The organism is Helicobacter sp. MIT 01-3238, from assembly GCF_003364135.1.
Classification (GTDB): domain Bacteria; phylum Campylobacterota; class Campylobacteria; order Campylobacterales; family Helicobacteraceae; genus Helicobacter_B.
The window spans coordinates 31,683-46,560 of record NZ_NXLN01000022.1; the positions used below are offsets into that span (position 1 = coordinate 31,683).

Annotated in this window: 8 protein-coding genes; 1 reads left to right on the forward strand and 7 read right to left on the reverse strand. The window is 39.2% G+C overall.

From position 1 onward, the window contains the following. Window positions 1–304: 304 nt before the first annotated feature. The 6 genes from CQA40_RS08140 to CQA40_RS08165 all read right to left on the reverse strand — a co-directional run bounded on the left by CQA40_RS08140 (window position 305) and on the right by CQA40_RS08165 (window position 10,617). Window positions 305–1,936 (reverse strand): phospholipase D family protein, encoded by a 1,632-nt coding sequence (locus CQA40_RS08140; protein ID WP_115520369.1) that lies wholly within the window; start codon window positions 1,934–1,936, stop codon window positions 305–307. A gap of 274 nt (window positions 1,937–2,210) precedes the next feature. Continuing rightward, window positions 2,211–3,458, reverse strand: coding sequence for a TolC family protein (locus CQA40_RS08145; RefSeq protein WP_115520370.1), 1,248 nt, complete (start codon window positions 3,456–3,458; stop codon window positions 2,211–2,213). 9 nt (window positions 3,459–3,467) lie between these two features. Beyond that, a complete protein-coding gene (locus tag CQA40_RS08150; protein ID WP_115520371.1) occupies window positions 3,468–7,313 on the reverse strand; it encodes an efflux RND transporter permease subunit in 3,846 nt (1,281 codons plus the stop codon). A 58-nt stretch (window positions 7,314–7,371) separates the two neighbouring features. Further along, window positions 7,372–8,532 (reverse strand): efflux RND transporter periplasmic adaptor subunit, encoded by a 1,161-nt coding sequence (locus CQA40_RS08155; protein WP_115520372.1) that lies wholly within the window; start codon window positions 8,530–8,532, stop codon window positions 7,372–7,374. Then, window positions 8,516–9,013 carry a MarR family winged helix-turn-helix transcriptional regulator gene (locus CQA40_RS08160; protein ID WP_115520373.1) on the reverse strand — a complete coding sequence of 166 codons (498 nt, stop codon included), beginning with the start codon at window positions 9,011–9,013 and terminating at the stop codon, window positions 8,516–8,518. The genes CQA40_RS08155 and CQA40_RS08160 overlap by 17 nt, the downstream gene beginning before the upstream one ends. Before the next feature lie 164 nt (window positions 9,014–9,177). Next, window positions 9,178–10,617, reverse strand: a complete 1,440-nt coding sequence (locus tag CQA40_RS08165; RefSeq protein WP_115520374.1) for a hypothetical protein — start codon at window positions 10,615–10,617, stop codon at window positions 9,178–9,180. Window positions 10,618–10,899: 282 nt separating this feature from the next. On the opposite strand from CQA40_RS08165, the gene htpG reads away from it, so the two are divergent. Then, window positions 10,900–12,831: a molecular chaperone HtpG gene (gene htpG, locus CQA40_RS08170; protein WP_115520375.1), complete on the forward strand. Its 1,932-nt coding sequence runs from the start codon at window positions 10,900–10,902 to the stop codon at window positions 12,829–12,831. A 329-nt stretch (window positions 12,832–13,160) separates the two neighbouring features. On the opposite strand, the gene CQA40_RS08175 is transcribed toward htpG, so the two are convergent. Further along, window positions 13,161–14,756, reverse strand: a complete 1,596-nt coding sequence (locus CQA40_RS08175; RefSeq protein WP_115520376.1) for a hypothetical protein — start codon at window positions 14,754–14,756, stop codon at window positions 13,161–13,163. Window positions 14,757–14,878: the final 122 nt, after the last annotated feature.

Genomic DNA, 14,878 nt, shown 5'->3' on the forward strand with positions numbered 1-14,878 from the left:
CATTATTAGTGATTGTAACAAATGGTGTCCAATCGCTAATAATGCAAGGAGTATTATTCCATTGCAATGGATTTTTGCAGATTTGCCAAAAAAGGATAGGGAAAAAATAAGGGGGAGATTTCTACCTAAAGCGTAGAATTTTAGATTTTGTTTGTATGTTTGCAACGAAAAAATTATGCAAAAATCATTAAGAATTTAAAAAAGCGAGTTTCTATAAAAATATAAAAACAAAAAATGTAAATCTATATTAGACTTTACAATGCTATTAAATTTTTGATTCTCTTAAAAAACTAAAAAAATTCTACTAGATTTGATTCTCTGGTAGAAGTCGCATAAACACATTTAGCAAGCGCAAAAATGCACTTGTATCAGGCGAGTGCTTGTAGCACAGCTCTCCACCCTCTCGCACAAAGTCATCTATAAGGCTACTTTGCTTATTTGCCTCATCGGCAGAGTCCTCGACATATTCAGGCGCACACCACCGCAGTTTGCCTCCCCGCTTTTTGTCATTTTTGTTAGATTTGCTCCCTTGTAGTTCTAGTCTCCACGCTCTTTGCATATCTATGTGGATAAGTTTTGTAGCTTCTGTGGCAAATTCTGCATTATCAAAAGTCGCCATTACTTCGGTGTTTATCACAGTTGAGCGGGGGTCTAGATTGAAGCTGCCAATCCAAGTGATTTGCTTATCAAAAACTAGCACTTTGCTATGTAGGCTTGCTCCTTTGGAAGCTCGTCCGCGTATTTTGATTTTGTCCTCGCCTCTGCGGTATTCATACACTTGCGCTCCAAGTCGCACAAGACTATCTCTATACCTCTCCCACGCTGCATATACAGGGAGTGAGTCTGTGCTTGAGAGGGAGTTTGTAAGCACAAAGAGATTTAGCCCATTTTGGATAGAATCTTGCATCATTTTTAGCCCCCTTTTGCCCGGGACAAGGTATGCTGATGAGATATAGATACTATCATTTGTGCCCTCCCAAATGTCTTTTAGCTCCTCATAGATTTTGCTTGTGGGATTGCGCTCATCGATTTTTTTTACATCATCGGCTATGAGTTTTGCTTCCCCCCAATACATTTTATTTTGTTTTTGCTGATAGTTATCGATAGCTTCATTTATGGCTTGGGAGTATTCTTCCCACTTTTCCTCATCGGATTCTAGGGATTTGATGATTTTGGGATAGTGCTTCATAAATTTCCTCATCTTGCGCTTTGAGGGCAAAAACTCCACAGGAATAGAGCGATGATATTCCCAATACTGCTTGAAACTTTCTTTGGCGTCTTTGGCGATTTTGCCGATAAAAAACGCTTCTGTATCAGCAAAATTTACATTCACACTAGAGTCAAAGTAGCTATCAGCGATATTTCGCCCGCCGATGATTAGAGCCATATTGTCCGCGATAAAAAGTTTGTTGTGCATACGGCGGTTGATTTTGTCAAATCGCAAAATCATCTCTGGCAATCGAAAAAGTTTGATTCTGTTTCGGTAGGGGTTGAAAATCCGCACTTGTATATTTGGGTGATGATTTAGTGCGATGACATCAGAGTAGTCCGAGTCTAGTCCGTTATCATCGATTAGGATTTTTACCTTTACGCCACGATTTGCTGCCTCATAGATTTCGTGCATAAGCACGCGTGAAGCAAGCTCGTTTTTGTAGATATAGGTTTGGATTTCGATAGAGTAGCGTGCCATTCGCGCTAGGCTTATGCGATGAAGTATTGCGTGGCTTCCCTCACTCACTAGCAGTGCACCACTTTTTTTAGGCTCTTGTAGCTCTTCTAAGTAGGGCAGGGCGATAGGAGTAGATAGCCAATCCCTTTCTTCAAAATCGCTTTGTGGTTTGGACTTGAGATAGTGCGTGCTAGGGACTATGGAGGCACAGCCTGCTAGCACAAAGCATATCAAAAACAGAGCTAAAAAGGTAAGTGTGTCATTCATAGCGTGTCCGTTTGATAGGTGTTTGGATAGTTGATTTGCTTGATTTAAGATTTGGCAAAATCAAAAGTTGATTATAAAGCAAATATTTTAATGCTTTTTGATTTTGTGCAAGTATGATTTTTGCGTTATGATTTTTGTGTAAAGTATGATTTTGTGCCTGAAGTTTTAAAAAATATGTGAGACAAAATCGTGCAAGGTATATTTTAAGATTGCAAGAATCAAAAGATAAGGTTTTAAAAAAAACGCGTTGTGGATTTTGATAGATTTTAGTAGGCTAGGGATTGCTTAGTCGCTCGATATTTGCTTGGATAGAGATGAGGTTGTAGCGGGCTTGGTTTATGCTTGTTTGCATTGTGGTTAGGAGTAGTTGAGCGTTGATTAGCTCGGTGTAAGTGGATAGGTTTTGTAAGTAGCGATTGTTTATGATTTGGTAGTTTTCTTTTGCTTTTTGGAGGGAATCTTGGGCGATTTGGAATTGGTGCTTGGCGTTTTGGTAGTCGCGCAGCAAAGATTCTAGGCTTAGCTCCAAATTGCGCTCGTATTGACTAAGTGTGGATTTGGATGCAAGCACATCATACCGCTTGACTTGGTAGGAAAATCCATCTTTTAGTCCGTTGAAAAGATTTAGGCTGACATTTAGTCGCACTTGGCTTTGTAGCCCGTAGTTTGCGCTTGCTTGCCCCGCACCATCAATATACCAATACTTCACACCCACCAAATCCACCTGTGGCAAAAACACTCCCTTAGCGCGTCTAAACTCAATATTTGCAGATTCTAGGCGAGATTTTTGGCTTAAGTAGTCGGGGTTGTTATTTAGCGCGAGTGATAGTAGATTGTCTTTATTGTATTCTATTAAGTCGATTGTGTCTATCTCGCTTACTTCATCATCGTTTATGCTTATTCCTAGCAGGTTTGATAGCTCGGCTAGCGCGTAGTTTAGATTCATTTTGGCAGATTCTAGCGTGATATTGGCATTTGAGAGCTGAAGCTGCATTGTTAGCACTTCGTTTTTGGCACGCAATCCTTGCTGATAGAAAGAATCCGCCTTTTTTAGTTGCCCCTCTAGTAGCTTGGCAGATTCGCTTGCTGTGGCTAGCAGTGCGCGATTTTGCAAGACTTTGATATAAGCTAGCTTGGTAGAGAGGATAATATCAGCTTTGACGCTACTAAGACTTAGATTTTGCCTTGCTAGATTTTGTCTTGCTTCTGCGAAATTTAGATAATCGCTAAAACCACGAAATACATTCATATTTGCCGTGATATTTAGGCTATTTAGTGAGTAGGTGGGGCTAAGGCTTGGGGCATTGTGGCTAAAGGTGTAGCCCGCACTAAGGCTTGGCAAAAATCCCGCATAAGTAGAGTATTTGTAAAATCTAGCTGCGCTTGTGGTGCTAGCTTGGGCTGAAATTTTGGCAGAATATTCCGTAGCTTTGGTAATCGCTTCTTGCATATTTAGCGCGTTTACAGTGCTTATGAAAAAAGCGCAAGAGAACAAAACAGCAAAGAAAATGTAAAATCTCATTTTTGTCCTTTATGTATTGTTTTTGGGTGTATTTTGCAAAAATGAATTTTTGGAATCTTGCGATTGCAAATTAGAAGCCCACAAACTAGAATCTAAACTAGAATCTTGCGATAAAAAATCTTTAGATTCGCTAGATTTGCTAAAATCTTTTGGCATAGCTTCTTTTGGCAAAGATTCCCTTGGTGGGAAGTTTAGCAATAGCGCAGGAATCAAAAATATACTAATGATTCCCCCCACCACAAGTCCGCCTATAAGCACTGCACCAAGCCCGCGATAGACTTCACTGCCCGCACCAGCAAACACCACAAGTGGAAGCAGTGCTAGCACGCTTGTAAGCATACTCATAAATATCGGACTAAGTCTTGTGTGGGTAGAATCAAACACGCTATCCCACCACGACATTTCATAGTGCAAGAAATTTATGCGGGCTTGGTATATGATTAAAATCGCGTTGTTTACGACACTTCCTACGAGGATTATAAATCCTAGCATTGTGAGGACATCTAGATTTTGCTGTGCGATTAGCTTATCGACTAGAAAAAGTCCCAAAAGCCCACCGCTTGTAGCTAAAGGCACGGACAAAATAATAAAAAATGGATAAAAAAAGCTCCCATAAAGTGCGCTCAAAATCAAATAAGTAATCACCACTGCCAAGCCAAATCCAAAAGCTAGCTCGCCTTTTAGCCTGCTAAGTTTGTTTGCATTGCCACTAAGGCTTATGTCTATGTCGCTAAATTCTGTGCTTAGAGGCTCTACCACGCTAGATTTTATAGAATCTATGACTTCTTCTAATGGTGCGTTTTTGGTTAGGTTTGTGGGGTTTAGTATGAGCAAAATATTGCGCTTTTGTTCATAGTGTCTTATGCGTGCTATGCCTAGCTCGTTTTTTACTTCACTTAGGCTTCCTAGCATTATGATATGCCCGCTTGGGGCATACACTTGGGCATAGAGTATGTCTTCGGGGGAGCGATTTTGCTCGCTGTCTTTTAGCACTAAGTCGATATAGTCTTGCTCATTTACCCCACCAGCGCGGACACTTCCTAGATTTTTGCCCTCTGTGATGACTTCTACTATGTTGCCAAAGCTAGCGACATCTAAGCCATTTGTTCGCAGGGCGTATGTGTTTGGGTAGAGGTTTAGCTCTCGGTTATTTTCTGCAAGAGATGGGACTATGCGGACATTTAGGCTTGGGAATTTTTCATTTAGCACTTCTTGCGTGCGAAGTGCCGCGTCTGCTAGCCTGCCCAAATCCCCACCACTAAGGTTTATATCAATACTACTTCCACCAGCCACGCTAAAAATCTCTTGACGAAGCACCACGCCTGAAACATTTGGGATTTGAGCGATGATGTTTCTAGCAAAATCTATAAGAGAACTTGCTTGCTTTGGGTCTTGCGCGACAAGGTAGAAATAAATGCTATTGCCCACGCTTACAAAAAAATCTTTTATCACAGGCACACAGGATTTTTTGTCTTTTGTTTTTTGACATTTTTTTTGGGATTTTTGTGTGTAGCCATTTACGCGCAAAAACGGCGAGATATGCTCATAAATCGAGCTTGCAATGTATTGTTTTTCATTTAGCGATAGTCCGGGCGGAGGGGCTAGATAGGCTATGATGAAGTTTTGCTCTCCTTTTGGCATATAGTCGCTTTTGGGAAATGCAAGCAGGCTAAATCCTAGCGTAATTCCCAAAAATGAAACAATGCTAATAATCCTAGATTTTGGTGTTTGCACACAAAAATATAATCCTTTCATTATCTTGCCACTTAAAAATTTTCCCACTTCCTCAAGCCACGCATAAAATTCAGTTTTTTTGGCTTGGAAAAGTTGCAAAAAAGTCTTTAGATGAGTGGTGGTTTTGGCAATGAATGGCAGTGCTTTTGCGCTGTATTTTGCATATAGAGATTTGCAAGATTGCTTAGATTTTGCGCTTGCTATATTTGTGGAATTTATGAGGGTTTGAGTGGCTTTGTTGCAGGATTTGGCTAGTGGCTTTGTGTAGCGTAAAATCATTTGGATATATTTTTGCGAGATTGATTGGAAATTTATATTTACGCATTTTTGCTTGGTGCTATGAAGTAGATTTTTGACAAAAGGGGCATTTATAGTGATGAGTGTTTGTGGAAGTTTTTGTGAATATTTGGAGTGCGAAAATTTGTAGTGCAAAGTCTTGCAAAGTGCGTAGAAATTTTGGCTAGATTTATACCAAAATGTTTGTAGAGATGATTTTAGTGGATTTGCCTGTGGTAGAGAATCAAAATAGGATTTTGTATAGTGTAAATCTTTGGATTCTACTCTATGGTGTGGGCTAGAATCTTGGCTAGATTTTGTGCTTGGTTTGGTTGATTCTAGGGTGGATTTCGCGCTAGAAGATTTTGCATTTTGTTTAAGCAAAAATGCGGGCAAAATAAACACACATACAAAAAACGCAATGATAATCGCGCTACTTGCTGCTATGCCTATGTCGGCAAATAGCTGCCCGCTCTCATCTTTCAAATAAATAATAGGCACAAAAATCCCAATCGTAGTGATAGTGGAGGCAAAAAGTGCACCTAGCACTTCGCGCACACCTCTAGCAGTGGATTCTATGGTGTTTTTGGATTTTTTTTGATTTCGCAAAATCGACTCTAGCACCACGATACCAGAATCTATCACCATAGAAATGGCAAAAGAAATGCCTGCTAGGGAGATGATATTTAGCGTGCGATTGAAAAAATGCAGGGATATAAAAGTCCCTATGATACTTAGAGGAATCACAAGGGCTATGATAAAAAGCGAAGTAAAATTGCGCAAAAAAAGCCACAGAACGAGGATTGCTAGGGTCATTCCTAGTGCGATACTTAGCTTTAGTTGGGATAGTGCATTTAGGATAAACCCTCTTTGGTCGCGCCCCCACTCTATTTGTAGGCTAGATTTTGGTAGGACTTGGGTGTTTAGGTGCTTTGTCAAATCCTCCACCTTTTTTGTTAGCTCTAGTATGTTTGCTTCTGCGGTGGGGCGGATTTGGATAGAGATAGTTTCATCGTTGTTGTGGATATTGTGGCTTGTTTTTTTCTCGTGAGAAATCTCAATGCTTGCCGTGTCTTTTAGCCTTGTAACCTTGCCATTTTGGACTTTGATAATGGTGTTTAGCACTTCATTTAGCGAGCGATATTCTCCGATAGTTTGTAAGCGATAGTTGCGCTGGTCAAAGTCTATATTGCCTGCGGAGATATTGCGGTTTTGGGTTTTTATCGCGCTTATTATTTCCTCTATGGTTATGTTGTTGTAGGCTAGCTGTTGGGCGTTTAGGTAGATATGGGCTTGGGTTGATACTCCACCTGAAATTATCACTTCGCCCACGCCCTCGATTCGCTCATATAGTGGGACTATCTCGCCATTTATGAAGTCTTTTTGCTTCTCTATGGGCTGCCTAGAATCCAAACTTTTTGCAAAAAGATATACACTGATTGGGATTATCTCGCCTGTGGCTTTGATGATAGGTTTTTGGACATTTTCGGGGTAGCCACTGATTTCTTCTAGCTTGGAGCTGACTTGCAAAAATACGCTTTGCATATCGGCTTCTAGGGAAAATTCTAGGTTTATGATTCCCATACCGTCGCGTGAAGTGGAAGTAAGACTTTGGAGATGGGTTAGGTTTTTTAGGTGTTTTTCTTGGGTGTCTATGATTTCTTTTTCTACTTGATAGAGCGAGGCTCCTGCCCAAGTAGTGTAGATACTTATGGTGGGGCGATTTATCTGTGGGAGTAGCTGATATGGGATTTTCTCTAGCGAGATAAATCCAAAAAGCAGGATAAATATCGCACAAACAGCGCATAGCACGCGGTTTTTTAGAAATAAATATATCGCAGACATTCTCTATCTCTCTCTTGCTCTTATTTGTTTTTTGTGTGGGTTTTGGGATTTTACCCTTTTAAGATTTTGGGTAAGAATCTTTGTATGAGATTTTGCGGGGGTTTGTTATCCACACTTGTGAGCCGTCTTTTAGGCTATCTTGTCCGCGCACCACGACTAAGTCGTTTTCTTTTAGTGGTTGCTTTAGGCTTTTGATAAGGGCAAAAGAGCCTTGAGTAGTGATGATAGTGATAGGCACGATTCTAGCTTGCATAGCTTGAGAGATAGTCTGCACGATGAAAATATGTGGCTTGCCAGCACTATATACGATACTATCGCGTGGGACTAGGAATCCGGCTTGTCCTCCTTTTTGCTCCTCTTGGGCTTGTCCAGAGATGTCAAGCCTTGCTTGTGCTGCCATTCCGTCCAAAAAGCTCCCATCATTTCGCACAGCAATATGCACAGGAAAGGTGCGAGAGAGAGAATCTGCTTTGGGGATAAGTGCGGAGATTTGCCCGCTGTGAGATTTGCCACCTATGAGTAAATCTACTTTTTGTTTTAGGCTTAGCTTGCCAACCACTGCGCTTGAGACATCAATGATGACTTCGGTGTCGCGAGAATTTAGGATTTGGCATATCGCTTGTCCCTCTTTCACCCACTCACCCACACGCACGCCCTGCTCGACAATGATTCCCTCAAATGGTGCGTAGATAGTTTTTTGGGCGATTTGGGTTTTTGAGATAGCTAGCTCGCCCTCTAAGGCTTGGATTCTGGCTTCTTGAGATTTGATTTCGTATTCTAAATTTTCGTATTGTTGGATAGAGATTGATTGGGAATGTAGTAGGTTTTTGTATCGTTCTAGCTCGTTTTTTTGTCGCTCTAGCGTGTAGCGTGCGTCTGCGATTTTTGCGCGCTTTATGCTTATGTCTTGGGCTAGCAAATCTGTATCAAGGCTTAGGAGTTTTTGCCCTTTTTTTACGCTTTGTCCTATGCTAAAAAATACGCTTTTTACTATGCCTTGTGAGCTTGAAGCGATAGAGCTGACTTCTTTGAAGCGCACACTGCCGATGAAAGATTCGTTTTTGTTTAGACTACCCTGTTTGATAGGTAGTGCTTCAATAGCTGTGCCTTTTTGTGCTGTGCTTTGAGGTTTTGTCGCGTTTGGAGCAGCACTCAACGCGCAAGCAAAAAGCCCAAAAGCTAGCACAAAAAAGATAAAGTCTTTATTTAGCTTTTTCATCTAGCACCTCCAAAATCTTTAGTAATGATTGTCTAAATGCTTCTTTCTCGTTTTTATCTAGGGCTTTTTGAAATATTTCATCGGTTTGGGATTTTATATTGCCTGATTGTATTTCTTTGCATTTTTCTTCGCCCTGCTTTGTTAGCTCTATATACACGATTCGCTTGTCTTTTTTGCTGTCATAAAATTTTTTGACAAAGCCTTTTTGCTCTAGGGAGGTGATAAGGCGCGAAGTGGTGGTTTTGTCTTTTAGTAGAAATTCACTTAGTTGGGAGACATTCATACAGCTATTTTTTTTGTGTTTTTGGCACTCATCGCCAAAAATATCGCTATTTTTGGCAAGAATCATTAGCGCAATCATCTGCTCCACACCCAATCCATAAGGGCGCAAAAGCGTGGCTATGTATGCTTCGATTCTCCGTGAGAGGTAGCCATTTAGTGAGGTTAGAGAAATGTTTTGGAGGTGGTCTTGGTTACACATAGGGCGGATTATAGCACATTTTTGTCGGGCGGATAAGGATTTGGTGCGCTTTTGTTAGGGAATTTGCGGATTTTTAAGATTTTTTGCTTGTGGAGTGTGGGTGTTTGATTGGTGTGGTTTGTAAAAATATTAAAAAAAGCGTGGCAAAGTTTGGCGTGAAGTGGTTATTTTTGGTGCTTTTTTAGGATTAGAGCGGATTCTATATGATGAGTATGTGGGAATTGGTCAAAAAGCCCAAAATGCGTGATTTTGTGTGTTTGTAGCAGAATTTCTAAATCGTTTTTTAGGCTTAAAGGATTGCAAGAAATATAAATGATATAGTCGTGTTTGGCGATAAAATCTAGCATTTCTCTAGCTTTTTGCAAGGGATTTTTGATTGCATTTTTTGTGTTTGTTTTGTTATTTGTTTGATTTGTATTTGGTGCGCTACTGCTAATTTCGCTTCCACTAATCTCACTTTGACTAATATTACTTCCACTAATCCCACTTCTTGGCGGGTCTATCAAAATATGTGAAAATCTAAAAGATTTCAAATCCACCTCTCTAGCGCGAAAAAACTCCCTTTTTCCCTCCAATGCTTCTATGCTTTCCTCCCCGCTTAGTCGCAGTGCTGTGATATTTGCTATGTCATTGTTTTGGGCGTTTTCTCTCAATGCTGGGATAGAGGACTTTACCACTTCTGTGGCTAGGACGCTCCTAAACTCGCTAGCCAAACTTACGCAAAAATTGCCCTCGCCACAATACAACTCCAACAAATCCTCTTTTTTGTGCGATTTTATCGCGTCTTTGACAAAGTTTATCATTAGCGGATTTATATAGGCATTTGGCTGGCTAAACCTCCCCTCGCTTCGCAAAAATATGTATGTTTTTTCTAGTGTGATAGATTCTAGTAGTTTGTCGGTTTGCAGGGTTATTTTTTGGTTTTTGCTTCGTCCTATGAGAGCTAGATTTTGCGGGAGTTTTTGGCTTAGCTCTTTTGCTTTTTGCTCCCATTTTTTATCTAGCTTTTTGTGATAGATAAGTGTCAAAATAACGCTATGAGAATTTTTGGGCGCAGAATCTAAGTCATTTGTAGTTTTTGTAGAAAGTGGTGGATTTGCCACACCAAGTGCTTCTATGGCATATAGCTTGTTAGAGAGCACTTCATAGTCTTGCTTGTTTTCACTTCGCGCCAAATCATTTATCAAATCTATAAAAGATTTGAGCGCAAGGCTGATATTTGGTAGCAAAATCGGGCAAGATTTTATAGGGATTTTGATTGATTTGTTTGTTTGATTTTTGTCTGCTAGATTTTTTTGGGGATTTGCTTTTGTGGTTTTTTGCTTGCTCATCATTGCCAAATCCATTTGGGCTAGATTTTTAGCAGTTGCGACTTGGTTAGCTGTGTTTTTTCTATAAATGCGAAACTCCGCCCTTGCACGATAGCCCACTTCTGGCGAGGCAAATACACGAAAATCTACACAATTTAAGTCTTTGCCAAAAATCTCTAAAATCCGCTCTTTTTTGCTGGCTAGCTGGGCAGGATAGGGTGCGTCTATCTCGCAACCACCACATTTGTCTGGTGTTTTGCTTAAGTAAGGGCAAAAAGGCTCGTGATTTTGCATTGATACTCTTTGTGGGGATTTTGTGGGATTTAGGTTTTGTGGATTAAGTCGTGCTATTGTAGCAGATTTTGCGGGGCGTTGCGTGATTTGAGCGAATATTTGGGTGTGATAGAATCTATCTTTGGGACTACTTGTTTTTGTGGATTTTTATGTATTTGACTTTTTGTATATAAAAAACTTTATATCTTTAGACTAACTAAACTTGATATTATAGCTATAAAGTTTCCAAATATTTATCAATTAAATGCTATAATTGCCAAATTTTTATCTAAGGAGCTACAAATGAGCAAAAAAATGGCATTCCAAACCGAAATAAAGCAACTACTAGATTTGATGATTCATTCGCTTTATTCAAACAAAGAAATCTTTTTGCGTGAGCTAGTAAGCAACGCTTCTGACGCGCTTGATAAGCTAAACTACCTAACAATCAGCGATGAAGCATATAAGCAAATTACCTTTAGTCCGCGCATAGATATAACATTTGATGAGAAAAAGGGCATTTTGAGTGTGGCGGATTCTGGTATAGGTATGAACGAGGAGGAGCTGATTCAAAATCTAGGCACGATAGCAAAATCTGGCACAAAGAGCTTTCTAAATGCACTAAGTGGAGATAAAAAGAAAGATTCCGCGCTTATAGGGCAGTTTGGTGTGGGGTTTTACTCAAGCTTTATGGTGGCTAGCAAAGTAGTGGTAACCACCAAAAAAGCTGGTAAGGCAGATGAGCAGGCATATAGCTGGATAAGTGATGGTAGTGGCGAGTATGAAATCACTCCTTGTCAAAAAGACACACACGGCACGCAAATCACGCTATATCTAAAAGATGATGAGAAGCATTTCGCAAGTCGCTGGGAGATAGAATCTATCATCAAAAAATACTCTGAACACATTGCTTTCCCTATCTTTCTAACTTATGAGGAAACAAAGTATGAGGATTCTAGCGATGAAAAAAGCGAAGATACCAGTGACGAGGGCAAAGGACAATCAAAAAAGGGCGACAAAAAAGAAGTCAAAGAATCCAAAACAGAGCAGCTAAACAACGCCAAAGCGATATGGAAAATCCCAAAAAATGAGCTAAAAGATGAGGACTATAAGGAATTTTACAAAGGCTTTACACACGATAATAGCGAGCCACTAAGCTATATCCACACACGCGTAGAGGGCAATCTAGAATACACCACACTATTTTTTATCCCAAGTGTTGCGCCATTTGATTTGTTTAGGGTGGATTATAGAAGTGGTGTGAAGCTATATGTCAAGCGTGTGTTTATCACTGATGATGATAAAGAGCTATTGCCACAATATTTGCGCTTCGTGCGCGGAATCATTGATAGTGAGGATTTGCCACTAAATGTCAGCCGTGAGATTTTGCAGCAAAACAAGATTTTAGCAAATATTAAATCCGCATCGACAAAAAAGATTCTAGGCGAAATCGCAAATCTAGCAAAAGATAGTCAAAAATATAAGACTTTTTATACTCAATTTGGCAAAGCACTAAAAGAGGGGCTTTATAGTGATTTTGAAAACAAAGAAAAGATTTTGGAGCTTTTGCGGTTTGATAGTGTGGCTAGCGATGGCAAGCTAAGCGAGAGTGTAAGCCTAAAATCCTACAAAGAAGCAATGCAAAAAGAGCAAAAAAGTATCTACTATCTCATCGGCGAAAACAAAGAGCTACTAAAAGCATCGCCGATTTTGGAAAAATATGCCAAAAAGGGCTATACCGTGCTGCTTCTAAGCGATGAAATCGATAGCTTTGTGATGCCAAGTGTCGGAGAGTATGACAAAACTCCGCTAAAAGATGCCGCATCAAGTGAAGCACTAAAAGAGCTAGGAGAAAGCAGTATAGATGAGGGTGTGAAAAAGGAATTTGAGGGAATCATTAAAGACTTCAAAGAGGCTTTGGGAAGTGAGATAAAAGAAGTGGAGCTAAGTGATGATTTGAGCTCACCTATCGCGCTTGTGGGCGAGGAGGCAAACGCTATGATGGCAAATCTAATGCGACAAATGGGACAAGAGCCACCAAAATCGCCCAAGACTTTGCAAATCAATGTCTCTCATAGCATATTTAGCAAGCTAAAAGGTGCGGAATCTGCCAAAGTGCAAGAATGCGCTCATCTACTCTATGACTGCGCAGTGCTACTAGAATCTGGCGGCTTGCAAAGTGTGAAAGAGTTTAACTCGAGAGTTCATAAGCTAATAGAGGAAAATTTGGGGTGATAAGATTTGTGTCGGCTTAAGGGGGCTATTTTTAAGTCGACATTTTCTAAATCAGATTCACAAAACTTCGCAAAACCAAATCGCTAAAATGGAGCAAGCTAGAATCTAGCGTGATTTTAGCTTGGCTTGTGGCTGTTGTATTTGTTTAAGTTTTTGTGTAAGCATTGTCTTGCCAGCTTGCGCAAGTCAATGTGATAATTGTGTAAAAAACTAACTAAAAAAAAACGATGAAGTTTATAAAAATATTTCTTAAACTTCATCAATGTCAAAAAATAGCATCATTTAACTTTTTTAGTCCATAACTTTTGTATGGAAATAGCTAGAAATATTTAATATTTTATTTGACCTCCTATTGAAACTCCGCAGTTTGTTCCCAAATAATTTCTTTCTTTCGTAACCCAGCTACAATAAATTGTGCTATCTACGCCAAAGTAGCCAAAAATAAAAAGTCCACCAATTTTTACAATAGGATACCAAGAATCTATTTTTGATTCAAAATTAAATCTTTTTTGCCCCTCAACATTTATGTATATATCGTCCTCAAACCAATTTCTACTACCGACCTCAAATGAAATATTATATTTTGAGCTAATATCTTTCAATACTCCACTACCCACAAAAATATGAAGTTTCTCTAGCAATTTATAATAAATCAAAATCTCACCACCAAGTCTTTGGATTGTAGAAGTTAATTTTTTGCTTCCAAACTCAATACTATAAGTAGTTGCTTCTAGCTTGTAGGAATCAAAAAAAGCAACAGTATAGTTATAAATAAAATTTAGTGCAAAAGCCCAATTTTCCCCAATATCACGCAAATATCCCATACGAACATTGATTGGCATTATAAATGTGTGAGAGCTATCAAAGTCATCCATATACATAGTGTGGTTTTCTGTTTTGGTGGTAGGACCACTCCAATAATTATTGTTTACTCTTATCAAATTAAAATCAATTGGAGGCATATTTATTCTCCCTCCACCAAGTCCCAAATCCATTCCTAAAACTATATGATTTTTATATCCAAAACCAAGAATAAAATTTTTTGTTATGTCATAAGATTTGGCTAAAAACTCCTTTGTCTTATACCCCGCATTTCTAAAAAACTCCTTTGTTTTCTCGCCCGCGTAAGAATGTTGTTTGTCTTTCTTTGGTTTTGTATATCTTTCATAGCGGTTGTTTTGTTTAGATTCTATCCCATCAAATTCTTGTAATTTATCCCTTGCTATGATTTTTGAGATGATTTCCTCATTGTCCCATAGCACCACGCCTGTTTTTATATCGCTTAGAACTATCAAAAACTGATAATCCACTCTTACCTTTTTGCCAATATTTTTTGTGCACTGCGTGATTTTGCCAGCAAGAGAATAATCAGGTGCGAGCAGACTTCCTTTTTCTTTGGTGGTGTATTGGTTGTATTCCTCATCATTGCGTAGAGCGCGAGAATCTTTTATCATTTTATCTCTTTTGCTACCGCTTCCTGAGATAGCGTTTGTAAGGACGAACTTTTTGCTATCGCGGATTTGCCTTGCAAATTTGCGACTTAGTAGCTCTATATCTATATCATCATCTGTTAGATTTTCTATATCCGAAATCACAAGGATTTTTTTGCCCTCTAAATTTTTCACAAAATCAGAGCCTAAAAAAGATTTTACATTGTCATCTAGCATATTTTCTATATCGTGGTAATCAATGCCAAAGGAAGTGTAATCGTTAGAATCTGTTATGTATTTTGGTTTGGAAGCACAAGAAGTGAGAGCAAATAAAAAAACGAGTGGCAAGAAAAAATGGCAGGAGAGATTAAGAAAACATAAACCTAGCGCGTTTAGAGGATACTTATATCGCCCCCCCCCCCCGCTAAATCTATGTGGTATGCGAGATAAGTAAGAGATGAAGCCAAGTGATGAAGTCCTATCAAAAGTAGTCATAGATTTTTCTCCTTGAAGAGTTAAAAATTTGTTTGAGAATCGCTAAGAAAGCGCAAAAAAAACTAAGGTAAAAAAAATGCAAAAAACATTTTTGGATTATATCGTAAAAAGTTATACCAAAA

Excerpts from the sequence above, each read along its gene's own strand:
- CQA40_RS08140 (WP_115520369.1), bottom strand. The coding sequence starts at position 1,936 with ATGAATGACACACTTACCTTTTTAGCTCTGTTTTTGATATGCTTTGTG.
- CQA40_RS08145 (WP_115520370.1), bottom strand. The coding sequence starts at position 3,458 with ATGAGATTTTACATTTTCTTTGCTGTTTTGTTCTCTTGCGCTTTTTTC.
- CQA40_RS08150 (WP_115520371.1), bottom strand. The coding sequence starts at position 7,313 with ATGTCTGCGATATATTTATTTCTAAAAAACCGCGTGCTATGCGCTGTT.
- CQA40_RS08155 (WP_115520372.1), bottom strand. The coding sequence starts at position 8,532 with ATGAAAAAGCTAAATAAAGACTTTATCTTTTTTGTGCTAGCTTTTGGG.
- CQA40_RS08160 (WP_115520373.1), bottom strand. The coding sequence starts at position 9,013 with ATGTGTAACCAAGACCACCTCCAAAACATTTCTCTAACCTCACTAAAT.
- CQA40_RS08165 (WP_115520374.1), bottom strand. The coding sequence starts at position 10,617 with ATGCAAAATCACGAGCCTTTTTGCCCTTACTTAAGCAAAACACCAGAC.
- htpG (WP_115520375.1), top strand. The coding sequence starts at position 10,900 with ATGAGCAAAAAAATGGCATTCCAAACCGAAATAAAGCAACTACTAGAT.
- CQA40_RS08175 (WP_115520376.1), bottom strand. The coding sequence starts at position 14,756 with ATGACTACTTTTGATAGGACTTCATCACTTGGCTTCATCTCTTACTTA.